Here is a 25,168-nt window from a genome sequence, read left to right on the forward strand (position 1 = left end):
GCTCGATCGCGACAAGCGCTGTTTCCCGACGCCCCTTCTGCTGCGCGGGCGACGCCAATGAAGATCGGCAAAGCCCCGCTGGCGGAGACGCCTACGCAGGCATGAACCAGCGCCGGCCTCCATCGCCGACTTCGCGCAGCGGATAGCCGTACAGCCTGGTCAGCGATGCGCTGCTGATGACCTCGTCACAAGCTCCCTGTTGCGTCGTACCGTCGTCGAAGAGCAGCAACGCACGGGTGCAGAAACGTGCCGCCAGACCGGGTTCGTGCAGAACCATCACGCTGGCGATCTGTTCGTCTCGGGTGAGCGCGGCAAAGAGCTCCAGGGTGGCGATCTGGTGGTTCAGATCCAGGTGAGCGAGAGGTTCGTCGAGCAGGTACAGGCGTGGTGCCTGAGTGAGCAAGGTGGCGATCGACAGCCTTTGCCGCTCGCCGCCGGAGAGTGTCTGCACGTCTCGCGACGCCAGGTCGGCAAGGCCGACGACCGCCAGCGCCTGACGGGCAATCTCGGCATCCTTCTCGGACTCCCAGTCCCAGCGCGCCAGATGCGGGTGGCGACCGACCAGTGCAGTTTCCAGCACGGTCGACGAAAACGCCTCACTGCCGCTTTGCGGCAACCAGCCGCGAATGCGCGCGCTGGCCTTGGCGCCGAGCCTGGCGTAGCTCGCGCCATCGACGCACACCTCGCCGGCTTGCGGCTCGCGCAAGCCGGCAAGCACCGACAGCAAAGTGGATTTGCCCGCGCCGTTGCGGCCGAGAATGGCGAGGGATTCGCCCGGGCGCACGGTCAAAGCGAGATCTCGGCAGAAAGTGCGGTCGGCGATGCCGACGGCGAGATCTCGAGTGCTCAGAAGAGGCGCGGGGTGATTCATTTCAGCCCCGCCCCGGTGCGGCGCGGGTCAACAGAAACAGGAAAACCGGTACGCCAATCAGTGCGGTCAGCACCCCCACCGGCAGTTGCTGCGGCGCCAGGAGCGTACGCGCCAGGGTGTCGGCAATCACCAGCAGGCTGCCACCTGCAAGTGCCGATGCGGGTAGTAACAAGCGTTGATCATTGCCAGTGGCCAGGCGAACGAGATGCGGCACGATCAGCCCGATGAAGCCGATCGCCCCGGCATGGGTGACCGCGGCAGCGGTCGCCAGTGAAGCAACCAGGTAGACGCCGCGGCGCAAGGGACGAACGGCGACCCCCAGGGCCTGGGCGACATCCGCACCCCGCGCCAGCAGGTTGAGTTCACGGGCGAACGGCAACGAGATCAACAATACGGTCAGCAACAGGATCAGCACCAGTTGCGGGTCGCCAGTCTGCGACAGGTCGCCCATCAGCCAGAACAGCATCCCACGCAAGCGGTCTTCGGGAGCGATGGCCAGCATCAGGGTGACCACAGCACCACATCCAGCGGCAACGATGACGCCGGTCAACAGCAGGCGCGAGTGTGTCCATCCCCCTTCGCCGTGCGCCAGGCCAAAGACCAGCAGCATCGCGCCGAGTGCACCGGCGAAAGCCAGGCCATTGACGCCGGCGACGCCGAGGCCGAGGACAATCGCCAGTAACGCGCCGATGCCGGCGCCGCCCGAAATACCCAGGACGTAGGGATCGGCAAGCGGGTTACGCAACAAGACCTGAAGCAAGGCACCGGCCAGCGCCAGCAAGCCGCCACAGGCGAAACCAGTCAGCGCGCGTGGCAGACGCAGGCTGCGCACGACGTCGGCAGTCGTCTCGCCACCGCTCCCGAGAAGCGTGGATATGACCTCGACCGGGCTGATCGGGATGCTGCCCACCATCAGCGCCAGTACGATGCTCAACTGCGACAGCCCGGCAAGGGCTGCGAGGATCAGCAAGGCACGGCGGCGAGTGGGCATCAAGCGTCCTATTTGGGAGCGTAGCGAACACCGACGAAGACGTTGGCCCCCGCGGTGGCATAGTTGTCAACAGTCTCGTAGTACTTGTCGAAGATGTTGTTGGCGCGGGCAAACAGCGTCCAGTCGCGCTGCAAGCGGTAGTCCGCATAGAGATTGACCAGACCGTAGCCACCGAGAAGCTTGGTGTTGGCCGGGTCGTCGTAGCGATCGCCGACCAGTTGCCACTCGCCACGCAAATCCCAATTGCCGAGCGTTCGGCTGACGTAGCTACTCATCTGCTGTTTGGAGCGGCGGGCCAGTCGATTACCATTGTTGGCTCCGCCGTCCTCATTGCGCGGATCGAGGAAATCGACGACAACGCCCGCACCCCACTCCGAGAAGCGCCCGTCGTATGTCAACGTGGCGCCCCGCAACAGCGCCTTGCTGACATTGACCGGTGCGTAAGTCGGAGGCCGGAATTCGATCAGGTCGGTAACGTCGTTGTTGTACAAAACCACCGAGGCACGATGATCGCCGCGCTCCCAGTTGGCCCCCACTTCAGTGTTCTTCGCCTGCTCGGGCTGCAGATCGGGATTACCGCCAGAGAAGAAATTGCTGGGTGGGAAATACAGCTCGTTGAACGTCGGCGCGCGAAACGCCGTTCCGTACGCGACGTGCGCTCGCCATTCGGGCGTGAACTGATAGCCATAGGACGCGGAACCCGTTGTTTCATCACCGAACTGCGAGTTATCGTCTCGTCGCACGTTGAACTGCAAGCGGTGCTTGTCGATATTGGCGTTCCAGCCAGCCAGCAGTGAGCGGATCGTGCGTTCGCTGGCGGTGTAAGCGGTACTGCCGGAGACGTTCTGTTTGGCATACTCGGCAGCCAGCAGCGCTTCGCCCACCGGCAGCACGATGTCGTTCTGCCACGACGCCAGATCCATATCGGTGCGGAAAGTGGCGGTGCGAACACTGCCGGCATAGTCCTTCGCCGCATCGGTACTGCGCCCGAGGCGCACGGTGCTGGTCCACACCTCGTTCAAGCGGTTGCGCGAGTAAATCGAATACGAACCGATGGTCTGCTGGCTGTTGTAGTTCTTGCCGGCGCCGACGGCACTGAAGTCGTTCGAGTCGTACTGGTTGGTACCGTCGCTGGCCAGCAGGTTTACGCCGATCTCCTGACCCGTCGCCGGGCGCACGGAGAAATTGGCGCTGACGTTGCTGTTGCGATAGCCATCATTGTCCGGGTTGTAGAAGCTGTTCGTCTTGTTGTGAACGGCGCTGAAGCCGCCGGTGTCAAGATAGCCCGCCTGCACGCTGTAGGAAACCAGATCGGTACCACCGGAAATGCCAACCGTAGTGTCGGTCGTACCATAGGTGCCGTAACCGGTACTGGCATTGAAGCGGGCCGGCCCCGCGCCCTGACGAGTAAAGATCTGGATCACCCCACCGATGGCATCGGCACCGTAAAGGGAGGAAGCCGGGCCACGCAGGATCTCGATGCGGTCGATCTGGTCCAGCGGAATGCGCGCCAGCGCGGCACTACCCGTAGTCGCCGAGCCGATTCGCTGTCCGTCGATCAGCACGATCGACTGATTGCTGCTCGCCCCGCGGATGAATACGCCGCTGTTGGTGCCCGGACCGCCGTTGGCGGTGTACTGAATGCCTGGCTGACGTGCCAGCAGTTGTTCGACTGTTGATTGTCCGGCCTCATTGATCTCTTCGCGGGTGATGACCGACACATCGCTGGTCAACGCATTGCTCCGCGTTGCCTGCCGCGTGGCTGTAACGACAATCGGATCGAACTGTTGCTCGGCGGCGTGCGATGCCATCGCGCCCAGCGCGCCGGCAAATGTGATCAGCGTCGACGCAAAACGCACGCACTGTTTACTCTGATGCATGATTGTTCTCTCCGTGATTCCGACGAACGTCCCCGCAAGCCGGCGAGCAAAAGATGAAATGCCACGAGGGAGATGAAGAAAACGAGCAGGCGCCAACGCCGAGCGTTTCGTGTCCGCTTCCCCGCGGCACTTCCGTTCAATGTGTGCGAAGGCCGGTATCCGGGCTCGCGAGTCTTGGTATGTCGCCTTCCCAGGCTTTCGCCCAGTGGCATTTCGACACACCCGCACTCGCTTACCGTTGCGGGGGCAGCTCAGGCATGGTGTTCTTGCGGACACCCACCTGCTTCCCGTTTAACCGCTGCAGAGAACCTGCGTTGCGGCACCTTGCACGAGTTCTTCCGCTGACCAAGGTCTGCGAAAACCGCGATTATAGCCCGCCCGGCGGCCATCGCCTCTCCATCGCGGCAGAAAGCGTCCACTGCCGGAACGAGCGCCTTTGCCCAGCGGCGCTTACGCCACGCCTTGACCGGACACGGCTCTTGAATCTATAGTCTGCCCCATGCTTAATGAACTCAATGCGCTCGAGAGCAGGGTTGCCGAGGTGGTCGCGCTCTGCCGCAGCTTGCGCACCGATAATGACCTGCTTCGGGAGCAGCTCGCTGTCGCCGAAACGGAGAAGCAACGCCTCGCCGAACGCATGGGAACCGCCTGCGTGCGACTTGAACAGCTCGCGCTGCAACTGCCTGAAAGCAAGGCCTGAGAACCTTTACCCGATGCCCGACGACGCCAACTTTCTCGACATCACCCTCCTGGGCAAGGAATACCGTGTCGCCTGCCCTCCGGACCAACGGGCCGCTCTGCTCGAAGCAGCAGCCTACGTCGACGGAAAAATGCGCGACATCGCGGAGAAGACCAAGAGCAATCTCGCCGAGCGGATAGCCGTCATGGCTGCCCTGAACATCGCTCACGAGCACCTCTCCGCGAATCAAAACTCCTCCGCCGGACATCAGAAAATTGAATCCGAAATAGGCCTGGACATGGACGCCGTTAGGCGTAGAATTTGCCACATGGAGACGGAACTTGAGGCGGTCTTGAAGCCGTAGTCACTAGTTCCAAGTTCTCCGAAAGTGTTCCCTGCGGTGTTTGTTAAGGTCATAGATTCCTTGAACCAATGCAAATTGGCATTGGTCGCAGACCATAGAAACCGCTGTTGTGTGTGCCCCTAGCTAGCGGGCGTACCTGATGCGGAAGGGAAGTGACCTATCTGAACCCAGGTTCAGGATGCCGGCCTGACGGCACTCGCGGGGACAAGATTTAAAAAGCGCAGAACCTTTGGTTCCGCGCTTTTTTTTGCCCGCCTTTCTTGTGCCCAATCCAGGCGCGGGACGCTCTGCCCCACGCTCATCGGCTGGCGGATCGACATTGAAAAACAAGCAATCGGCGCTCGTCCTTTCTGGCCAGGACGTGAAGCGAACTTGCCTGGCGCCGACAAAGGCGGCCCGGCAAGCTGCCGCGTCGCCACCACCGCCGACGCTTCGAGGCGTATTTTTTTCTCGCTTGACTTGCATCAAGCAAAAGCCCCTACCGCGCGCATAGAGTACTCATCTGCTGCGAATCTGATTGGCTCGGCATCCAGAGATACGGGCGATACGAGTGCAGTTTGCGAACAGGAGAGCCTCGAAGCCATGAATATTTCCAGTCTGCTGGTCAACGCGCGGCCCGACGTGCAGCAACAGGTGCGGGAAGGCCTGCTGCTCATGGATGGCGTTGAAGTACACGCAGCCACCGCGCATGGCCAACTGATCGTGACCATCGAAGCCGACTCCGATCGCGCGGCGGCCGACATGTTCACGACGATCAGCCAACAGCCAGGCGTACTCTCCGCGTCATTGGTTTACCACCAGTTTGAACCCGATCCTGATGAGGAAGCATGAAATGAAATTGACTTTGACACGTCGTGACTTTATCAAGAGCAACGCGGTCGCAGCCGCCGCCACCGCGGCCGGCATCACCATTCCCGGTATCGCCCAGGCCGCGCCGGGCAAAACTGACGGCGTGCGTTGGGACAAAGGCGCCTGCCGCTACTGTGGAACAGGCTGCGGCGTGCTGGTGGGGACCAAAGGTGGCCGTATTGTTGCCACCCAGGGCGACCCCGATGCACCGGTCAACCGCGGACTCAACTGCATCAAAGGTTACTTCCTGTCAAAAATTCAGTACGGCAAGGATCGTCTGACAACGCCGCTGCTGCGCATGAAGGACGGCAAGTTCGACAAGAACGGCGAGTTCACGCCGATTTCCTGGGACCAGGCCTACGACATCATGGCCGAGAAATGCAAGGCCGCGCTCAAGAAAGGTGGTCCGCGCAACATCGCCATGTTCGGCTCTGGCCAATGGACGGTATGGGAAGGATACGCCGCCGCCAAACTGATGAAAGCCGGCTTGCTGAGCAACAACCTCGACCCGAATGCCCGCCACTGCATGGCGTCTGCCGTCGCCGGCTTCATGCGCACTTTCGGTATCGACGAACCGATGGGTTGCTACGACGACCTCGAGCACGCCGATACTTTCGTGCTGTGGGGTGCGAACATGGCCGAGATGCACCCGATTCTATGGTCGCGACTGACCGACCGCCGCCTGACCGGCAAGAACGTCAAGGTTCACGTCCTTTCGACCTTCAGCCATCGTTCGACCGAACTGGCCGACAACGAGCTGATTTTCAAGCCGCAGAGCGATCTGGCCATCCTCAACTACATCTGCAACTACATCATCCAGAACAAGGCGGTGAATGAGGAATTCGTCGCCCGCAACGTCAACTTCGCGAAGGGCGTGACGGACATCGGCTACGGCCTGCGGCCGAATCATCCGCTCGAGAAGGTGGCCATGAACAACGGCTACCCGGGCGAAGACGGCAAGCCCAAGGGCAACCCGGGGGCTAACAGCCCGATCAGCTTCGACGAGTTCAAAGCCTTCGTCGCCGAGTACACGCTGGACAAGGCGCACGAGATCTCCGGCGTGCCGAAAGACAAGCTTGAAGCGCTGGCCAAGGCCTATGCCGACCCGAACGCCAAGGTAACTTCCTACTGGACCATGGGCTTCAACCAGCATACGCGTGGCACCTGGGCCAACAACATGATCTACAACGTGCACCTGCTGGTCGGCAAGATTTCCGAGCCCGGCAACGGTCCGTTTTCGCTCACCGGTCAACCATCGGCCTGTGGCACCGCCCGCGAAGTCGGCACCTTCGCGCACCGCCTGCCGGCCGACATGGTGGTGACCAATCCGAAGCATCGGGAAAGAAGCGAGAAGCTGTGGAAGCTGCCTGCCGGCACCATCCCGGACTGGAACGGCGCGCACGCGGTATTGCAGAGCCGCCTGCTCAAGGACGGCAAGATCAACTTCTACTGGACGACGACGACCAACAACATGCAGGCCGGGCCGAACGTCAATGACGAGGTCTTCCCGGGTTGGCGTAACCCCGACAATTTCATCGTCGTCTCCGACTGCTATCCGACGGTTTCGGCGATGTCTGGCGACCTGATCCTGCCATCGGCGATGTGGATGGAGAAGGAAGGCGCTTTCGGCAACGCCGAGCGCCGCACGCAGTTCTGGCGCCAGCAGGTCAAGGCGCCGGGTGAGGCCCGCTCCGACTTGCTACAGTACATCGAGTTCTCGAAGCGTTTCACGACCGACGAGGTGTGGCCAGCGGAGTTACTCGCCAAGAACCCGGAGTACAAGGGCAAAACTCTCTACGAGGTGCTCTACGCCAACGGCCAGGTGGACAAATTCCCTCTTGACCAAATCTACAAGGGCTTCGACAACGACGAGGCCAAGGCTTGCGGTTTCTATCTGCAGAAAGGCCTGTTTGAGGAATACGCAGCCTTCGGTCGCGGCCATGCACACGATCTCGCCGCGTTCGACGCCTACCACAAGGCACGGGGTTTGCGCTGGCCAGTGGTCGATGGCAAGGAAACGCTATGGCGCTTCCGCGAAGGCTACGACCCCTATGTGAAGAAAGGCGAAGGCCTGAGGTTTTACGGCAAGCCCGACGGCAAGGCGGTCATTTTTGCACTGCCCTACCAGCCAGCCGCCGAAATGCCCGACCAGGAGTACGACCTGTGGCTGTGCACCGGGCGTGTTCTCGAACACTGGCATACCGGCTCGATGACGCGGCGCGTCCCCGAACTGTACAAGGCGATGCCCGATGCCTGGATGTACATGCATCCGGACGACGCCAAGAAACGCGGCCTGCAACGTGGTGACGTCGTCAAGGCGAGCACCCGCCGCGGAGAGATTCAGGTGCGCGTCGAAACCCGTGGCCGCAACAAGCCGCCGGTCGGTCTGGTATTCGTGCCCTTCTTCGACGAGCATCGCCTGGTGAACAAGTTGACGCTCGACGCAACCTGTCCGATCTCCAAGGAAACCGACTTCAAGAAATGCGCGTGCAAGGTGGTCAAAGCCTGATCGACACGTGAACGCAGGGCAATCAGGGAGAGCCACGGCGGGCAGAACATCGCCCGCCTGATGGCCGCTGAACAACTGCACGGTTTCCGGCTACGCAACCATGCCCACGGCAAACAAAAACACCCGCCCCGTGCCCGCACGCGCGGCGAACACGCAATCATTGGCGCGCCGTCAGTTCGTCTTCGATTCGGCACGGCTGTTTTGCGGCGTCGGGGTCCTGGGACTGGGTTTGGCAACGTATAGCAAGCAGGCCAGGTCCAAACCGCCGCTGGCGGTGCGGCCACCGGGTGCCGCCGCCGAAGCCGACTTTCTCGGTGCGTGCATCCGCTGCGGCATGTGCGTGCGAGACTGTCCTTACAATATTCTCGAACTCGCCCGGCCGGAGTCGCCGATCGCCACCGGCACCCCGTATTTCACCGCGCGCACCGGCCCCTGCGAGATGTGCGAGGACATACCCTGCGTCAAGGCTTGTCCGACTGGCGCCCTCGACCATGCCCTGACCGACATCAACCAGTCACGGATGGGCCTGGCAGTACTCTCCGACCAGGAAACCTGCCTGAACTTCCTCGGCCTGCGCTGCGACGTCTGCTATCGCGTCTGCCCGGTGATCGACAAGGCGATCACCCTCGAAGTGCGGCCAAACACCCGTACCGGCCGGCACGCGATGTTCATCCCGACGGTGCACTCCGAGTACTGCACCGGCTGCGGCAAGTGCGAACACGCTTGCGTGACCGAAGAGGCGTCAATCCGCGTGCTGCCGGCCAAGCTCGTGCAAGGCTCGCTCGGTGCACATTACCGCCTCGGGTGGGAAGAGAAAAGCAAGGCCGGTGGGCATTCCCTGGTCGAGGACCGGGAAGTGGTCGACTTGCCCGACCGCCTGCCTGAAGGCGTCAAGCTCGAAGGCCATTTCGACCCGGGCAGCGAGCGACTGCCGGCGAGAATGTCAGAAAACGGCCCGGCGGTTCCTAACCTGCCGCCCGGCCTGGGTGGTCCGGCGGCACCGGCCAATGGGTTGAGCGACTTACCTGCCGAGGCGGCAAGATGAGCGCCAAACGACCCGGAGCCGAAGCGATTGCGGCCAAAGGCTGGATGGCCGCGAACAAATGGTTGCTACTGCGCCGTCTGTGCCAACTCACAATCCTCCTCCTGTTCCTGCTCGGCCCTTTCGCCGCCGTGTGGGTCGTCAAGGGCAATCTGGCCTACAGCCTGACCCTCGACACCCTGCCCCTGACCGACCCCTACGTACTGCTGCAGTCACTGCTTGCCGGCAATCTTCCCGAGCAGCTCGGACTTGTCGGCGCAGTCATCGTTGTCGTCTTCTATTTCCTCGTCGGCGGTCGCGTCTTCTGCTCTTGGGTCTGCCCGATCAATCCGCTGACCGACCTCGCTGGCTGGCTACGTCGTCGGCTGGCGATCAAGGGCAGCGCGCACGTCACGCGCAGCAGCCGCTACTGGATTCTGGCAATGACCTTGCTGCTCGCCGGGCTGACCGGCAGCATCGCCTGGGAACTGGTTAACCCGGTATCGATGTTGCATCGCGGCCTGATCTTCGGCCTCGGCGCCGCATGGGTAGTGGTGCTGGCGGTCTTTCTGTTCGACCTGTTCGTCATGAGCCGCGGCTGGTGCGGGCATCTCTGCCCGGTCGGCGCCTTCTATAGCCTGCTCGGCAAGTGGAGTCCGCTGCGCATCACCGCGTCGAAAAGGGCAGCCTGCAACGACTGTATGGACTGCTTCGAAGTTTGCCCAGAACCGCAGGTCATTCGGCCAGCCCTGAAAGGTGCTGGCAAGGGTGTGGGCCCGGTCATTCTCGCCGCCAACTGTACCAACTGCGGACGCTGCATCGATGTCTGTTCCAAAGATGTTTTCACTTTCGGCCTGCGCTTCGACAACCCACCGGACAACGGCACACAGGCTACGCGACAAGCAGCTGCAAGCGGCAACTGAGGTATCCGAGAATCATCAGAAGGTTTTTTTTTGACGTGGAGGGAACGCCAACCATGAAGCACTCACTGAAACTTACCGTCGCACTCATCGCGACTTGTCTGACGTCCCTGGTCTTTGCCGCTGACGCGACGACATCGATGCGCGGCATTGACGTCGGGGCAGCCAGTCCGGCTCCGGAAATCAAGGACTATGCCGGCAAGCGGCCCGGCACTGAAGAACCAGTAGCCCGCACCTTCAGCACGCAGCCGCCAGTGATCCCGCACGCTGTGCAAAATTTCGACGAAATCAACCTCGAAGAAAACCAATGCATGGATTGCCACTCGGCAGCGAACTACCAGAAAAAGAAGGCGCCGAAGGTGGGCGACAGCCACTTCATCGACCGCGAGGGCAAGAAACACGCTGAAGCGACCGGTGGTCGCTACAACTGCGTGCAGTGTCACGTGCCGCAGGTCGACGCACCGCCCCTGGTCGACAACACCTTCAAGGGCGACGCCGTCAAGAAAGCGGTCAAGAAGAACTGAGACGGCCTCGCCGGCTCCGGCCGGCGAGTTCTTCAGCAACAGGCGCAGCGTAGCGGCAGCAGTCCTCACTCACTTCGTCGGCCGGCCAGCCCTTCAGGATCTGTCGGTCAGCGCTCCAGATCATGTTCGCCGCAAAGTTGCAGCATCTCTTTGCGCGCCGAATCGCGCAGGCCTACCGCCGCCACCCAATCGTCTCCCGCCGGGGCCAGCAGCGGCCCGAACGCCAAGGCCAGACGGCCACGTCTGGGCATCCAGGTCTGATCGCGCAGGATGATGCGCGACCCGCACAGGCCACTCACCAGCACCGGCGTCCCGGCCCGCGCAGCGGCGACGAATGCTCCCATGCGAAACGGTTTGAGGCCAGCTTCCCGCGAGAAGGTGCCCTCCGGGAAGATCACCAAATTCTGCCCCTGCCTGAGCGCTTCGGCGATTTCGTCCACGTCCTCGGCACTCTTTGACGCCTCGAAGCGCTCGACGAACAGCGTACCGAGAGCGCGCAGGAAAGCGTGTATCACCGGTTGCTCGACAAACTCGCGTTTGGCGACGAAGCGGTAGGCATGGGCTGGCGGCAGCGCGGCGCAGAGGGCCAGTGCGTCGAAATAACTGCAATGGTTCACCAGCAGGAGGTGAGGCACCGTCGGTAGAGCTTCTGCCGCGGTGATGCGCAAGGGTAACCCCGCCAGCACCAGGAAGAGCCGCGCTGCGCCGTGGACGAGGCGACGTCCGATGGTCGCCGAGCGCAGGATGACCACCATTGCCACAACCGGCACGCCGAGCAGCAGAAAAACGCTCCAGCACCAGCCGCCGTAAAAACTCCGGCCGAGACGCCGCATTGATTCGGCAAAGCGAGCGCGCAAAGAGGCTAGGCCAAGGCGCAGCATTTGCTGTCGGGCAGGCGCGGTGCGAGCACCGATCAGGCCACGCTCGAAGGCGTCACGGCAGGCGTTACGACGGATCTTGCCACTCGACGTCTTGAGTACCGAGTTCGGCGGTGCCAGCACAATCTCGTCAGCCGGCATCCCGATCACGTCCACCGCAGCGTCATTGACTTTCTGGCGCAGCATCTCGCGCAAAGCGGCGTCCTCTTCGCGCGTCTCCGCCAGCACAACCAGGCGTTCGCTGGCATTGACCGGATCGCGGCTGGCGAACACCGCCACACAGCCCTTGCGCACCCCTACAATGTTACCGACCGCTTGCTCCAGCTCGTAGGGATAGAGGTTTCGCCCGCCGCGGATAATCACGTCCTTGACCCGGCCGGTCAAATAGATCTCCCCATTGACGGTGTACGCGAAATCGCCGGAGTCCAGCCAGCCATCGCTGAACAGCGCTTGCGTCGCCGCCGGGTTGCGGTAATAGCCGCACGTCGCCGAGGGACCGCGAAACTGCAGGCGTCCGACCTGCCGATCCGGCAGTTCACGGCCGGCATGGTCAACAATACGAATCTCGTGCCGTGGCAAGGCTCGACCACACGCGGGGACACGCATCGGCTCCTCGTCGCCGCTGCTGGCCGGCACCGCACACTTGCTGGTGACCAGCGCTTCGCGCTCGATCAGGTCGATCAAGGGGCCACGCTCCAGCGGCGGGAAGGCCAGCCCAACCGAGCACTCGGCGAGGCCGTAGACGGGCGTAATCGCCTCGCCCCGCAGGCCGTAGGGAGCGAAACGCTCGGCGAAGACGTGCAGCGTCGCCGCGCTTACCGGTTCGGCACCATTCAGCGCCAGCCGCCAGGACGACAGGTCAAGCCCCTGCAGATCGGCGTCCGGGAGTTTTTTGGCGCACAGTTCGTAGGCAAAATTCGGCGCCGGCGAAATCGTGCCACGATGATCCGAGATGGCACGCAACCAGCGTAGCGGCCGCGAGAGAAATGCCAGCGGCGACATCAATACCAGTCGCATGCCGAAGTAGAGCGGGCAGAACCACGCCCCGATCAGCCCCATGTCGTGATACAGCGGCAACCAGGAAACAAACACGTCGTCACTGTTGACGTCGCATGCCTCACCCATGGCGCGCACATTGGCCAGCAGATTGGCATGGCTGAGCACCACGCCCTTGGGGTCGCCAGTGCTGCCCGAGGTGTACTGCAGGAAGGCGATATCGTCTGGCGCCGCGCGGTACAGCAAACTGATCGGTTCGCTATCGAGTTCCTGTGGAGTCAGAATCTCACTTAGCGCGGGTGCCTCGGCACGGAGCAGCGCGGCAACGCCTTTCGCCTGCGGCACGGTAATGATGAACACCGCTTCGGCGTTGGCCAGGATGCGCGCGTGCCGGCGCAGGTGATCGTCGATCTGCGCCAGACGCGCCGGTGGATAGATCGGCACTGGGACACCGCCGGCGAGCAACACGCCGAAAAAGCTGCTCAGGTAGTCACGGCCAGTGGGTAACATCAGCGCGACCGTCTGCCGCGGCAACAGCCCGCGTGCCACCAGACCGGTGGCGATGCGGCGCGACTGCTCGAGCAATTCGGCGTAGGTGATCGGCTGGGCGCGAAATTCGTGGGACTCGCCGCTGCCATCGGCGTAGAGCAGAACATGCACCCGTTGCGGACTGTGTTCGGCATGCCATTCGAGAACGTCGAGCAGCGTCTCTGCCTGCCCGGGAACACTGATTGGGCCAGCGGTTGCCGCGACAGCCGCGACCGCAGTCGAACGGTCTTCGACGCCGCCGCGGGCGAGGAAGCGCAGCAGATCGCGAGGCGTTTCCGCCTCGGCGAGCGCCGCTTCCGGTAGAGAGGTGCCGAACTCGCACCCCACGCGCAGCAGGAGTTCGACGCGCGCCAGGCTATCGAGTCCCAGATCCCGTTCCAGATGGCTACTCATGCTCACCCGTCCGGCGCGTCCCGGGCGTGTCTCCTGGACCATCGCGGTCACCACGCGCAGTAACTTGGCCGACACTTCCGGCGGCTGCTCGCGCAACGGCACCTGCCCTTCCCCGTCGCTCATCGGGCCAGCTTCCCGCAAGCGCTCATGCCGACGAGTCCGGACAGTCCGGGACGGCAGCGCGACCGCCAGCGCTCGGGCGCCGGCCAAGTGCACCCGAGCCTTGGCCGGCGCTCGGCCCGCTCACCCGGTGCACGCCGCTGCGGCACCAGCTCATGGCAGATCATCGACTTTGCCCACCGTGATGGCGCGCGTCGGACACGGCGCAAAGCAAGCGCCACAGCCCGTGCAGCGAGAGATGTCGACCAGCGGCGTCGAAATGCCACCGACCCGGGGCACGAAGTGGATTGCGCCGGCCACGCACTGATCGCCGCAGATCCGGCATTCGACCTGCTGACGCGCCAGGCAATGCTCGCCAATGACCGCCCGTAGCAACCATGGCGCCTGGCCATCCGCACGGCGCAGAGCACCGGTGGTACACGCGTCGACACAGGCACCGCAGAACGTGCATTCGCCCAAGGCGAAATCGAGCACCGGATAGCCACCATCACGGTCGCTGATGATTCGTGTCGGGCAGGCAGTGCGGCAATCACCGCAACGCGTGCAAGCCAGTAGAAAAGCGCTTTCGGCAGCGACCCACGGCGGACGCAGCGACGCGGTACGCTTGGAAAATCGGCCGCGGAGGAAATTTCGGCGGCTAGAGAGGTCGGTCACGGGTCCAGTAGACTTTCGCGTGGTGATTGATTGACAGAAACAACGCTTCTTGCAGGGCCGCACAGAAAGGTGACGACATCGAGGCGTGTCCAGCCAAGCGGTCGGTGGGCCGATGGCAAGCGCCCGCCGTGACGCTGTGCACGCCGCGCGGCCAAGCGGCGTCAATAGGCGGTCGGCGTACCGCCGGCGCCGGCTTTCCAGCGATCCTCGAAGAGCACCTCGTCAAGCGGCAAGCGCTTACCCCAGCCTTGTGATTCGAGAACCGGCACCGGCGGAAACTCCGCCACCGGGCCGAGGCAGAGAATGGCGACCGGGCGACTACCTGGCGGCATCGCCAGCAGACGAGCGACTTCGTCGGGATCGAAGAAAGACACCCAGCCAAGGCCCACACCCTCGGCCCGTGCCAGCAGCCACATGTTCTGAATCGCACAAGCGGTCGACGCGAGGTCCATCTCGGGCAGTGTACGACGGCCGAAAATGTGCGCTTCGCGACCCGGCATCAAGGCCACCACCAGCACTTCGGCCGCCTCCCGAATACCGTCAATCTTCAGCTTGAGGAAATCGGCAGCGCGGGTCGGCAACGCGGCAGCCGTCGCCCTACGCTCGGCATCGACGATACCCCACAGGGCCTCACGGGTTGCGCTACTGGCGATGCGCACGAAGCGCCACGGTTGCATGTAGCCCACCGATGGGGCGAGGTGGGCGGCGTCAATGAGGCGGCCAAGCAGTCCCTCCGGCAAGGCTCCGGGAGCGAACTGCCGGATGTCGCGACGTTCGCGGATGACCCGCTCGATGGCGGCGATATCCGCCGAAGGGTAGCGATGCTCAGTCATGATCGGTAAAGCCGGCGCGGCGGCGCCCGGCTTGCGACAGCCGAACACCCTGACCCCACCGGTCATTGCTGTCGCTGGACCTGTTCGTGGCGTAGCGCCGCGGGCGCGAGAGTACGACCAGATCGTCACACATTCATGGCTCCAACGCTTCCTGTGATGCCTCTTGGGCGCCCGAGTCTACCAGACTGACCACGCCTGCGGCATGCAGATCGCCAGGTGCCGGCAAGTAACGAGTTGGCCAAAGCCCAGTTCGCGCGGCTATCCTTACTGTGGCGGTGCCAGAATCGTCGCGCCGGTCATCGTTCTCGCCTCAACACTCGCGCTCGCAACGCCCTCCAAAGCCCGGGATCACGACGCTTCCGCGAGCACGAAATCAATCCGTCCGGTCTCGAGATCGGCCCTGACGAGCTTGACCTGCAGGCGGTCGCCGAGGCGGTAGCGCCGTGCTGTTCGCTCACCCAGCATCTGATGCCTGACGCTGTCGTACTTGAAATAGTCCTCGCCAAGCTCCGAAACATGGACCAGACCTTCCACATAGACTTCGTCGAGGGCGACGAACACCCCGAAAGGCACCACCGCGGCGATCGTTCCGGCAAAGATCTCGCCGATTCTGTCGCGCATGTAGTAGCACTTCAGCCAGTTCGTCACATCGCGAGTCGCTTCGTCGGCCCGCCGCTCGGTCATTGAGCAGTGCACGCCAATTTCTGCCCATTTTCCCGGCGCGTAGCTCGCGCCAGCCAGTACCGCCTTGATCGAACGGTGAACCAGGAGGTCCGGGTAGCGCCGTATCGGTGAAGTGAAATGCGTGTAATGCTCGTAGGAAAGACCAAAATGTCCGACATTGTCCGGGCTGTACACCGCCTGACGTAACGAGCGAAGCATCACCGTTTGCAGCAACTGCGCATCGGGACGCGCCTTGAGGCTATCGAGCAATTGGGCATAGTCGCTGGCGGTCGGCTCGTCGCCCCCGCCGAGAGCAAGCGCGAATTCCTTGAGGAAGTTGCGCAGCGCCTCCAGCTTCTCCGGCGTCGGACCCTGGTGTATGCGGTACAGGCAGGGCTGTCGATTCGCCTGGAGAAAGCCCGAAGCACAGACATTGGCGGCCAGCATGCACTCTTCAATCACCCGGTGTGCGTCGTTGCGGCGCACGGGAACGATGCTCTCAATCTTGCCCTGTTCGTTGAACAGCATCATCGTCTCGATGGTCTCGAAATCGATGGCGCCGCGCTTGCCACGCGCCTCACCCAGTACCTGGAACAGGGCGTACAGCGCCCGCAATTGAGGTTGCAGGTCGCGCTGAGCATCCGTCTCCGGTTGCGTCACCCCGGCCAGCCAGTTCCAGACCTGGTCATAAGTCAAACGCGCGTGCGAGCGGAACACCGCTTCATAGAACCGGTAATGCGTGATCGTCCCACTCTCGTCGATGTCCATGTCGCAGACCATCGCCAGTCGCTCGACATCCGGATTCAACGAACACAGGCCATTGGAGAGTTTCTCCGGCAACATCGGAATCACCCGACGGGGAAAATAGACCGAATTCCCTCGCTCCCGTGCCTCACGATCAAGCGCCGTTCCCGGCTGCACATAGTGACTGACATCGGCAATCGCTACCACCAATCGCCAGCCCTGCCCCTTCTTCTCGGCGAAAACAGCGTCGTCGAAATCCCTCGCCGTCTCACCGTCGATGGTGAGTAGCGCCAGTCCTCGCAAGTCCTCTCGGCCCGCCCAGTCGGATGGCTTGAGGGCCTCAGGCAGGGCCGCAGCTTCAGCCAACACGCCGCTCGAAAACTCGAACGGCAGCTCGTGCTTGCGCAAGGCGATCTCGATTTCCATGCCGGGATCCGCGTAGGTACCGATTATCTCGACGATGCGCCCGATCGGCTTCGCATGCCGCTGTGGTTGTTCGATGATTTCGACCGTGACCACAGCGCCCGAACTGGCGCCGCCGCTGCCGTCAGGCGTCACCAGGATATCCTGGTTGATGCGGCGGTTCTCTGGTACGACCAGCGTAATGCCATGCTCGACCACGACGCGGCCAACGACCATCCGGTTTGCCCGTTCGAGGACTTCGACGATCACCCCCTCGCGACGCCCTCGGCGGTCGACGCCGACAACACGAACCAGGGCACGATCTCGATGCAGCACCTTAGACATCTGTTTGGCTTCGAGAAACAGGTCTTCGCCAGCATCGTCAGGAATCAGGAAACCGTAGCCATCCGGGTGCCCCTCGACGCGGCCAGCAATCAGGCTGGCGCGTTCGGGGAGGATGTACCAGCCCTTGCGGTTACGCAGTAACTGGGCCTCGCGCTCCATTGCCCGCAGGCGGCGCTGCAGCAGTTCCAGCTCGTGGGGCTGGATATCGAGCAGAGCACACAGACTATCGAAGCTGACCGGCTTACCCTGCTCTTCGAGGATCTGCAGAATGTACTCGCGCGACGGTAGCGGCTGCTCGTAGGTCTTCAATTCGCGCTCGAGGTGGGGATCGCGGCGCCGAATCGCCGACAGTTTGCTTATTGACATTTCTTCTTGTTCCTATAGAATTCGCGCTCTCTGGAAATGCCCAGGTGGCGAAATTGGTAGACGCGCTAGGTTCAGGTCCTAGTGGTGGCAACACCGTGGAGGTTCGATTCCTCTCTTGGGCACCAGCTTCAAATAAAAAAGCTCTGATTTTTCGGAGCTTTTTTTGTTTTCCGGGACAGGACTTGCGCTGACCAAGCGCACGCTGCCACAAAGTGCAGCGGCCAGGTTCATACAGAACGCATTGTACGCCTTCGGCTACCTCAAGCTGTGCCGCTGTACCCATGGGGCTGTTGGACAACCTCGACGCACCGCCTTACTGTCACGCTGAGCGCGGCGTTTTCGTGAAAATCTTCCTGCGGAATACTAGCCATTCGCAACAAAAGTATGGATACTACGCTGCCGGAAAGTCGCCGGCCACGCTGCTGCGAGTTAGTTCCAACTTAGCCACCCGTTAGGATTTTAGATGACGATACGACCCGAATTGTTAGACAAGCTGCGCACCAAGCGCGCAAAGCTGACTGAAAACGTCAGCCCCGAGAAGTTGGAAGCGCTTCACGCCAAAGGGTTGCTGTCGGCTCGTGAACGCCTCGACACCCTTTTTGAAGACGGTACGTTCCAGGAGTTGGGCTTGCACGCTTCGCACAGCTCGACCAACTTCGGCATGGCGACCAAGGTCTTGCCCGCCGACGGAGTCGTCGTGGGCACTGGCTACGTCGGTGAAATGCAGGTCGCCTCGTTCAGCCAGGACTTCAGCGTCGTTGCCGGAACGCTGGGCAAGATGCAGGCCAGGAAAATCAACCGCATCATGCGCCACGCACTCAAAAATGGCGTGCCGGTGGTGGCTTTCAAGGACTCGGGCGGCGCACGCATCCAGGAAGGTGTCGATGCCCTTTCCGGCTATGGCGACGTGTTCTACTCCAACGTCCTGCTCTCCGGCGTGGTGCCGCAGATCGCGGTGATCTGCGGCCCTTGCGCCGGTGGCGCGGCCTACTCGCCGGCGTTGATGGACTTTGTGATCATGACCCGCGAGAACGCGCACATGTTCCTCACCGGTCCGCAGGTGATCAAGGCGGTAACCGGGCGCGCGACGACAATGGCCGAAGTTGGCGGTGCCGAGATGCACGCGACGGTCAGCGGCAATGCCCATTTCATCGCCGACGACGACCAGCACGCGATTGGCGTCGTCAAGCAGCTGCTTTCGTATCTGCCCGCCAACAACACCGAGGACCCGCCGCACAATCTGTCGATACCGATCGAAGAGATGGAGGACCCCGGGATCAACGACTGCATTCCCGACAGCCCTTCAGAGCCCCTCGACATGTACGCCGTCATTCGCCGTCTGGTGGATAATGGCGAACTCTTGGAAGTCCATGCCGGCTTCGCCCGCAACATCATTGTCGGCTTCGCGCGCATCAGTGGCGTGGTCATCGGGCTGGTCGCCAACCAGCCGATGGTAATGGCCGGCGCGCTGGACCTCAACGCTGCCGACAAGGTCGCCCGCTTCGTACGGACGTGCAACGTGTTCAACGTCCCGGTGGTCACGCTGGTCGATGTCCCGGGCTTCCTGCCAGGCATCGAGCAGGAGCGCGGCGGCATCATTCGCCACGGCGCCAAGATGCTTTTTGCCTACGGCTCCTGCACCACGCCAAAAATCACCGTGATCCTGCGCAAGGCGTACGGAGGATCGTATCTCGCCATGTGCAGCCAGGAAATGGGTGCGGACATGGTTTTCGCCTGGCCAACCGCAGAGATCGCCGTCATGGGTGCGGAAGCGGCTGTCAAGATCCTCTACCGCAAGGAAATCGAGGCCGCCGAGGACAAACCCGCGAAAGCAGCTGAACTGGCCCAGGACTACCGGGAAAAGTTCGCCTCCCCTTATGTTTCGGCGAGCAATTTCTATATTTCCGACGTCATCGAACCCCAAGACACACGCTGGATGGTAGCCCTGGCGCTGCGCAAGGTGCTCGACAAGCGCGAACTGAGGCCAACCAAGAAACACGGCAACATCCCCATGTAACCGGCGACGGAAGGAAGACACTTCATGCTAACAGCAGCCATCATCAAATCGCTACAGATCTACGGCATCGCCATTGTCGTGTCGCTGATCGTGGCCGTGCTGATCAAGGTGCTGGTTTCAGTGACCGCCAGAATGGAAAAACGCGTACCGGTCGAGGTTCCGACCGGTACGGTTTGCCCGGTATTCCTCGGCGTTCCGGAAGAGGATGTCGCCGCCATTTCGGCGGCAATCTTCGCGGCCATCGGCCCGCACCGCGTACTGCGCATTTCGCAACCCAGCCACGGCTGGGCAGTCGGCGGCCGTGCCGCCCAGCATTCATCTCACACGCCGGGACACGCTCCCGGCCGAAGCCACCGCTAACAGGAGCAGAACATGCCTAGACAATTCAAGGTCACGGTAAACGGACGCGAATACGACGTCAGCGTATTGGAACTCACCGCCGGCCAGCCGGCGCCATCATCGCCACCGCCGGCAGCTACGGCTGGCGGCGCGGCACCGGCGGCAGGCGCTGCACCAGCCACTCCCGTTTCCGCTGCCGCAGCGACTGCTGCCGCAGGCGACGGCGACGTCATTGCCGGAATGGGTGGCACGGTCGCTGAAGTCAACGTCAAGGTCGGGCAGGCAGTAGCCGTCGGAGATCGCCTGGTGGTCCTGGAGGCGATGAAGATGAAGACACCGGTGATGGCCACTCGCGCGGGCCAGGTAACCCGTGTTCTGGTCGCGGCCGGAGACCCCATCGAGGGCGGACAGCCCCTGTTGACAATCGCGTGAGCGGATATCAGCCGAAACCCGGCAGCCATAGCTTGGTTCGCAAGTTTGCGCGCCAAGCTTTAGGTGCCGTGGCTAGGCGCGAGGACTGAAGCGCATGGAAAGCATAAATTTTCTCGACCTGTTTCAGGGTGTGGCCACTCTTGTAGCGTCCGAGCCACAGATCATGATCGGGCGCATCTTCCTGATGTTGCTGGGCTTTCTGCTCATCTATCTGGGTTCCAAGAATGTTCTGGAGCCCTTGTTGATGATCCCCATGGGCATGGGCATGTCCTCGGTAAACGCGGCGGTGATGTTCCTCGACAGCGGCAAGCCGGGGACGCTCTTTGTCGATCCGTTGATCACCGACCCGGTTGAGTTGATCAACATCCTGCAGATCGACTGGTTACAGCCAATTTACACGCTGACCTTCAGCAACGGCCTGATCGCCTGTCTGGTATTCATGGGTATCGGCGTTCTGCTGGATGTGGGTTATGTCATGGCGCGCCCCTTCCAGAGCATGTTCATTGCCCTGTTCGCTGAACTGGGGACCTTCGTCGTCTTCCCGTTCGCCATCGCTCTCGGCCTCACCGAACCCGAGGCGGCCTCGGTCGCCACCATCGGCGGCGCCGACGGACCGATGGTGCTGTTTACCTCGCTGATTCTTGCCAAGCATCTGTTCGTCTCGATCACCGTCGTCGGTTACCTTTACCTCGGTCTGACCTACGGTGTCTACCCGTACATGATCAAGTGGCTGGTACCCAAACACATCCGGGGCATCAGCATGATCGGCGATCAAGGACCGAGAATTACCCGGTCGCAGAAACTGATCTTCGCGGTGGTCGCCTGTACGCTGCTGTGCCTGCTCTTCCCGGTGGCCGCGCCACTGTTCTTCTCGCTGTTCGTCGGTGTCGCCGTTCGTGAAAGCGGCCTCGAAAACTTCAGCAAGCTGCTCGGCGAAACCTTCCTGTACGGCGCAACCTTTTTCCTCGGCCTGACCCTGGGAGTTCTCTGCGAGGCCAACACACTGCTCGACCCGACGGTCTTGAAACTCCTGCTTCTGGGCATGCTGGCCCTGGGGGTCTCCGCCCTTGGTGGACTCGCGGGTGGTTACATTCTGTACTTCTGGACCGGCGGCAAGTTCAATCCGATCGTCGGCATCGCCGGAGTCAGCTGCGTGCCGACGACTGCCAAGATCGTTCAGAAGCTTGCCACTGCAGCCAACCCGGGAGCGATCGTCATGCCACAGGCGCTGGGCGCGAGTATCAGTGGTGTGATCACCTCGGCGATCATTGCCGCGGTATTCATCTCGGTGCTACGCTAAGCCGCTGCCCGTCGGCGGAGGCCACCACACACCCGGCCGCCCAAAGGAAGTGGCCGAGAGTGGTGACCTCCGGGCCCGGCTGCTTCAGACGCGGGCCGCGCGCGAAATTTTGAACGGCAATCGGCGGGTGCAGTGGACGACGCGCAGATGCCCGACAACGGCTGAGTGCCTTGTTGGGGTCGTGTAGCCAGAATGCCTAGACGGCGAACGTCTACCGGAGCTTCACCTGCAAGGCGGGCGCACGGGGTGTACTACTTCTCGGTGTCGTGTGCTTGCTTGACCGAATCTCCGGAAAAGCCGGGGAGCTGAACACCGTTAAACAAGGTACGCGTTTGACTTTTCAGCTGGTCCTGCATCTGGTGAAGCATCTTTCTGCTCTGCTCCATATAGGTGGTCATCATCGTCTGCATGGCCGGACCCTGCAGATTCATGAACTGAGACCACATGTCGTTCTGCATCTGACTGTTGCTTTCACCGTACAGTGATTGCGACTGCTCCTGCAACTTCTTCTGGAAGTCAACGAACGACTTGATGTTCGTCTCCAGGTATTTGCCGAGCATGCCCTGCATCGCGTGACCGTAGAAACGAATTACCTGCGACAGCAAATCGGTCGTAAACAGGGGCGCGCCCGCAGCTTCTTCCTCGAGGATGATTTGCAGCAGAATGGCGCGCGTAATATCTTCGCTGGTCTTGGCGTCAACAACAGTGAAGCTCGCTCGCGACAAAACAAGCTCCTTGACGTCGCTAAGGGTGATGTACGCACTCGTTTTCGTATCGTAGAGGCGACGGTTCGGGTATTTCTTGATCAGTCGCGGCTGCTCGGGCATGACGGCACTTCCTCCATTCGCATGTGACTCGACAAGCGCTTTCTCGCGCCATTTGGTGCGGTGCAGCACAATTATACCCCAGCAAAAAAAAACAGGCTCCTGACGGAGCCTGTTGCGACACTTCTATAAAAAAAGAAATTTCGTTTACTGATAGTACAGGCCGCCACAGATATTCATCGTCGAACCGGTCATGAACCCGGCAATATCGGAAGCGAGGTAAACGCAGGCACCGCCAATCTCTTCCGGCTTGGCCAAACGCTTCATCGGCACCGTGTCGATGATGCCCTGCAGGATCTCCGGCTTGATGGCCATGACCATCTGCGTAGCCACGTAACCGGGGCAAATGGCGTTGACCGTCACATTCTTGGCGGCCAGCTCGGCGGCGAGTGCCTTGCTGAAGCCGATCACGCCCGCCTTGGCTGCGGAATAGTTGGTTTGGCCCGCCTGACCGCGGAGGCCATTGACCGACGAGATGTTGATGATCCGACCCCAGCCACGTTCGGCCATCTTCGCCGACACTTGCTTGGTCATATTGAACAGGCTGCTGAGGTTGGTCGAGATTACGGCATTCCATTGCGCCGGTTCCATCCGACCAAACATCTTGTCGCGAGTGATGCCGGCATTGTTGACCAGAATATCGACCGGGCCGGCCTTGGCTTCAGCCTCGGCAACCATGGCAACGCAGGAATCGAAGTCGGAGACGTCACCGGCAACACAGACGAAATCGTTGAAGCCGGCGTCTGCCATTGCCTTGTTCCACTCGTCCGGCTTGTCGAACTCCGGATGGTAGGCAGCAACCACCTTGTGACCGGCCTTCGCCAATTCCTGGCAGATGGCCGTCCCGAGCCCACCCATAGCACCTGTAACCAAAGCAACACGTTGCGTCATAATTCTTCCTTTCCTGTTGACCAATGAAACAATTGGCGACCATCAGCCGCCACGATTACAACATCTCCTGACCGGTCACCGGACGGTGACTCCGACGCGACTCTGCGACACACCATCGTTCGAAGCCGGGCCAGGCGATCAGACCGGCGATCTCCCGCCACTTTCCGCGCCATCGCTCAGCAGAACGCAGAACAGCATTGTCCCACCTCCCGCCGGCTTCGCCAACCCGCCTGCCGTCGTCGTGAGACAATCTCGGCTCGACGAAATCGGGCGATCGCGGGCAAACCCAGGGAGCCGCCAAACGCTTCCGATGCGCGCCGACAAAAGGCGAACACCAGGCGCCATCCTCCTGCAAATCAGCAAGCCCCCTGCCGCAGCACGCGGGCAACTCGGAGCCGGAGACGTCAACACAGGGCTCGGGACAGCGACTGCAAGGCAACCAACACCAACACCCCCGGCGCCGATTCTGCATTGCACCATCTACGCTGTCAATGCCAACGCGTACAGCATATGGCTCTTGGCCCACCGTAGGCAGCCATAACTCTCCCGGAAGCGCCCGCCAAACAACGCCACCAACGCACCCCGGCGCCCTATAATGCGCGAGTGTATATCGTTGCGATCGGCTGGCTTTACGTCACCATCCTGATGGCGCTGACCGAGACCAGCGTTGTCGCCGGGGTGTTGACCTTGCTCTTCTATGGCCTGCTGCCAACGGCCCTGCTGCTGTGGCTTTTTGGTGGCCCGGCGCGTCGTCGTCGCGCCCGGATGGCCGCAGAGGCCAGCGCACGCGGTGGTCTCGGTCCCGGCACGGAGGAAAAGAAGCCCGATTGCTGAGCGTTCCGGAAGCCGCCGTCGAGCATCGCTGTCCGAGGCTTCGGGCTGATCGCTGAAGGCAAGACACCAAGGAGTCGCAAGCCGTTTTCCGAGAGGGCGCAAGCGATCCACCGCAGGCTACGGGATTATTCGTTCGCCAGCCAGATCAGCGACGCCATGCGCCCGGTCACGCGATCACGCCGATACGAGAAGAAGCGGCCAGTTTGCTGCGCCGTGCAATAGCCGCCCCCGTAAATTGCCTCGACACCGACTCGCCTCAGACTTAAGCGTGCCAGCAGATAGATATCCGCCAGCCAGCCGCCGGCAGGCTTTCCGGTCGCATCCGCCGCGCGGAGCACAGTCCGCTCGGTGCACACGTCCGAGCAGTTTTTCGATGACACGGCTTCGAAAGCCGCCCCAGCCGCCTGGTCTGCGTCGACAAACGCCGCGCGCACCTCGTCTCCTACCTCGAAGGCCTGCGGGCCTATCGCCGGCCCGAAACAGGCCAGCAATTGCTCGCCGGGGACAGCCATGGCACCCACTGTCCGCTCGAGAATACCGGCCTGCAGGCCGCGCCAACCCGCGTGCGCAGCCGCAACGACCGTGCCCGATCGGTCGCAGAACAGCACCGGCAAACAGTCCGCAGTCAGCACCGCACAGACGACGCCCGCGGTACGCGAAAAAACGCCATCTGCGGTCGGAACCTGCGCCGCGGCTGCACCGGCAGCGGCCTCCACGACAGTCGTGCCGTGCACCTGCTGCAGCCAGCAGGGCGCCGCCGGCAGGCTGTGGCCAAGCCGATGACGATTCGTGGCGACCGCCAGCGGATCATCACCCACATGATCGCCAAGGTTGAGGCTGGCGTAGGGTGCGGCACTGACGCCGCCCTGACGGGTCGTGATGAGACTGCGCACGCGCGCTGGTGCCGGCCAGTCGGGAACGATCCAGCCCTCATTGTTCACCGAGGTTGTTGCCATCGTCAGAGTCGTCCCCATCGTCAG

At 62.1% G+C, this 25,168-nt stretch carries 21 protein-coding genes, 1 tRNA gene, 1 pseudogene and 1 riboswitch; of the genes and pseudogenes, 13 read left to right on the forward strand and 10 right to left on the reverse strand.

What is annotated here, in order from left to right:
- Positions 1-91: 91 nt before the first annotated feature.
- The 3 genes and pseudogenes from RUW20_RS09115 to RUW20_RS09125 form a co-directional block, all read right to left on the reverse strand.
- A pseudogene (locus RUW20_RS09115) lies at positions 92-793 on the reverse strand (ABC transporter ATP-binding protein); the annotation flags it as partial.
- Positions 794-872: 79 nt separating this feature from the next.
- On the reverse strand, positions 873-1,862 hold the full coding sequence (locus tag RUW20_RS09120) for an iron ABC transporter permease (RefSeq protein WP_313951887.1): 990 nt from the start codon (positions 1,860-1,862) through the stop codon (positions 873-875).
- 8 nt (positions 1,863-1,870) lie between these two features.
- A complete protein-coding gene (locus RUW20_RS09125) occupies positions 1,871-3,742 on the reverse strand; it encodes a TonB-dependent receptor domain-containing protein (protein ID WP_313951888.1) in 1,872 nt (623 codons plus the stop codon).
- 132 nt (positions 3,743-3,874) lie between these two features.
- Positions 3,875-4,084: riboswitch (cobalamin riboswitch) on the reverse strand.
- Between the two features lie 157 nt (positions 4,085-4,241).
- Between RUW20_RS09125 and RUW20_RS09130 the strand changes: the two genes are divergently transcribed.
- The 7 genes from RUW20_RS09130 (at position 4,242) to RUW20_RS09160 (ending at position 10,608) form a co-directional block, all read left to right on the forward strand.
- On the forward strand, positions 4,242-4,442 hold the full coding sequence (locus tag RUW20_RS09130) for a hypothetical protein (protein WP_313951889.1): 201 nt from the start codon (positions 4,242-4,244) through the stop codon (positions 4,440-4,442).
- A 13-nt stretch (positions 4,443-4,455) separates the two neighbouring features.
- Entirely contained in the window at positions 4,456-4,785 is a 330-nt protein-coding gene (locus tag RUW20_RS09135; RefSeq protein WP_313951890.1) for a cell division protein ZapA, read from the forward strand.
- A gap of 372 nt (positions 4,786-5,157) precedes the next feature.
- Entirely contained in the window at positions 5,158-5,616 is a 459-nt protein-coding gene (locus RUW20_RS09140) for a chaperone NapD (RefSeq protein ID WP_313951891.1), read from the forward strand.
- A gap of 1 nt (position 5,617) precedes the next feature.
- On the forward strand, positions 5,618-8,143 hold the full coding sequence (gene napA / locus RUW20_RS09145; RefSeq protein ID WP_409559334.1) for a nitrate reductase catalytic subunit NapA: 2,526 nt from the start codon (positions 5,618-5,620) through the stop codon (positions 8,141-8,143).
- A 100-nt stretch (positions 8,144-8,243) separates the two neighbouring features.
- Positions 8,244-9,188 (forward strand): ferredoxin-type protein NapG, encoded by a 945-nt coding sequence (gene napG / locus RUW20_RS09150; RefSeq protein ID WP_313951892.1) that lies wholly within the window; start codon positions 8,244-8,246, stop codon positions 9,186-9,188.
- Complete coding sequence (napH, locus tag RUW20_RS09155; RefSeq protein WP_313951893.1) at positions 9,185-10,087, forward strand: quinol dehydrogenase ferredoxin subunit NapH; 903 nt, start codon at positions 9,185-9,187, stop codon at positions 10,085-10,087. Before napG ends, napH begins: the two co-directional genes overlap by 4 nt.
- A 53-nt stretch (positions 10,088-10,140) precedes the next feature.
- Positions 10,141-10,608 carry a nitrate reductase cytochrome c-type subunit gene (locus RUW20_RS09160; RefSeq protein WP_313951894.1) on the forward strand — a complete coding sequence of 156 codons (468 nt, stop codon included), beginning with the start codon at positions 10,141-10,143 and terminating at the stop codon, positions 10,606-10,608.
- Between the two features lie 107 nt (positions 10,609-10,715).
- Here the strand turns inward: RUW20_RS09160 and RUW20_RS09165 are convergent, their stop codons facing one another.
- The 4 genes from RUW20_RS09165 to rnr all read right to left on the reverse strand — a co-directional run bounded on the left by RUW20_RS09165 (position 10,716) and on the right by rnr (position 17,551).
- The gene (locus tag RUW20_RS09165) at positions 10,716-13,547 is read right to left on the reverse strand and encodes an AMP-binding protein (protein WP_313951895.1); all 2,832 of its coding nucleotides are present in this window, start codon (positions 13,545-13,547) and stop codon (positions 10,716-10,718) included.
- 150 nt (positions 13,548-13,697) lie between these two features.
- Positions 13,698-14,261, reverse strand: coding sequence for a ferredoxin-type protein NapF (gene napF / locus RUW20_RS09170; RefSeq protein WP_313951896.1), 564 nt, complete (start codon positions 14,259-14,261; stop codon positions 13,698-13,700).
- Between the two features lie 98 nt (positions 14,262-14,359).
- A complete protein-coding gene (gene bluB / locus RUW20_RS09175) occupies positions 14,360-15,031 on the reverse strand; it encodes a 5,6-dimethylbenzimidazole synthase (protein WP_313951897.1) in 672 nt (223 codons plus the stop codon).
- A 348-nt stretch (positions 15,032-15,379) separates the two neighbouring features.
- A complete protein-coding gene (gene rnr / locus RUW20_RS09180) occupies positions 15,380-17,551 on the reverse strand; it encodes a ribonuclease R (RefSeq protein WP_313951898.1) in 2,172 nt (723 codons plus the stop codon).
- Between the two features lie 38 nt (positions 17,552-17,589).
- On the opposite strand from rnr, the gene RUW20_RS09185 reads away from it, so the two are divergent.
- The 5 genes from RUW20_RS09185 (at position 17,590) to RUW20_RS09205 (ending at position 21,639) form a co-directional block, all read left to right on the forward strand.
- Positions 17,590-17,676, forward strand: a tRNA-Leu gene (locus tag RUW20_RS09185).
- Between the two features lie 338 nt (positions 17,677-18,014).
- Positions 18,015-19,568 (forward strand): acyl-CoA carboxylase subunit beta, encoded by a 1,554-nt coding sequence (locus RUW20_RS09190; RefSeq protein ID WP_313951899.1) that lies wholly within the window; start codon positions 18,015-18,017, stop codon positions 19,566-19,568.
- Between the two features lie 24 nt (positions 19,569-19,592).
- Positions 19,593-19,928 carry a hypothetical protein gene (locus tag RUW20_RS09195; protein ID WP_313951900.1) on the forward strand — a complete coding sequence of 112 codons (336 nt, stop codon included), beginning with the start codon at positions 19,593-19,595 and terminating at the stop codon, positions 19,926-19,928.
- Between the two features lie 12 nt (positions 19,929-19,940).
- On the forward strand, positions 19,941-20,339 hold the full coding sequence (locus tag RUW20_RS09200) for a biotin/lipoyl-containing protein (protein ID WP_313951901.1): 399 nt from the start codon (positions 19,941-19,943) through the stop codon (positions 20,337-20,339).
- Positions 20,340-20,433: 94 nt separating this feature from the next.
- A complete protein-coding gene (locus RUW20_RS09205; RefSeq protein WP_313951902.1) occupies positions 20,434-21,639 on the forward strand; it encodes a sodium ion-translocating decarboxylase subunit beta in 1,206 nt (401 codons plus the stop codon).
- 251 nt (positions 21,640-21,890) lie between these two features.
- On the opposite strand, the gene phaR is transcribed toward RUW20_RS09205, so the two are convergent.
- On the reverse strand, positions 21,891-22,466 hold the full coding sequence (gene phaR, locus RUW20_RS09210; RefSeq protein ID WP_313951918.1) for a polyhydroxyalkanoate synthesis repressor PhaR: 576 nt from the start codon (positions 22,464-22,466) through the stop codon (positions 21,891-21,893).
- A gap of 144 nt (positions 22,467-22,610) precedes the next feature.
- Positions 22,611-23,354, reverse strand: a complete 744-nt coding sequence (gene phbB, locus RUW20_RS09215) for an acetoacetyl-CoA reductase (RefSeq protein WP_313951903.1) — start codon at positions 23,352-23,354, stop codon at positions 22,611-22,613.
- 603 nt (positions 23,355-23,957) lie between these two features.
- On the opposite strand from phbB, the gene RUW20_RS09220 reads away from it, so the two are divergent.
- Positions 23,958-24,188 (forward strand): hypothetical protein, encoded by a 231-nt coding sequence (locus tag RUW20_RS09220; RefSeq protein WP_313951904.1) that lies wholly within the window; start codon positions 23,958-23,960, stop codon positions 24,186-24,188.
- 125 nt (positions 24,189-24,313) lie between these two features.
- Here RUW20_RS09220 and pgeF read toward each other — a convergent pair.
- Positions 24,314-25,168 (reverse strand): peptidoglycan editing factor PgeF (gene pgeF, locus RUW20_RS09225; RefSeq protein ID WP_313951906.1); only part of this gene is annotated, 855 nt, incomplete at its 5' end.

The organism is Accumulibacter sp. (assembly GCF_032229525.1).
Lineage (GTDB): Bacteria > Pseudomonadota > Gammaproteobacteria > Burkholderiales > Rhodocyclaceae > Accumulibacter.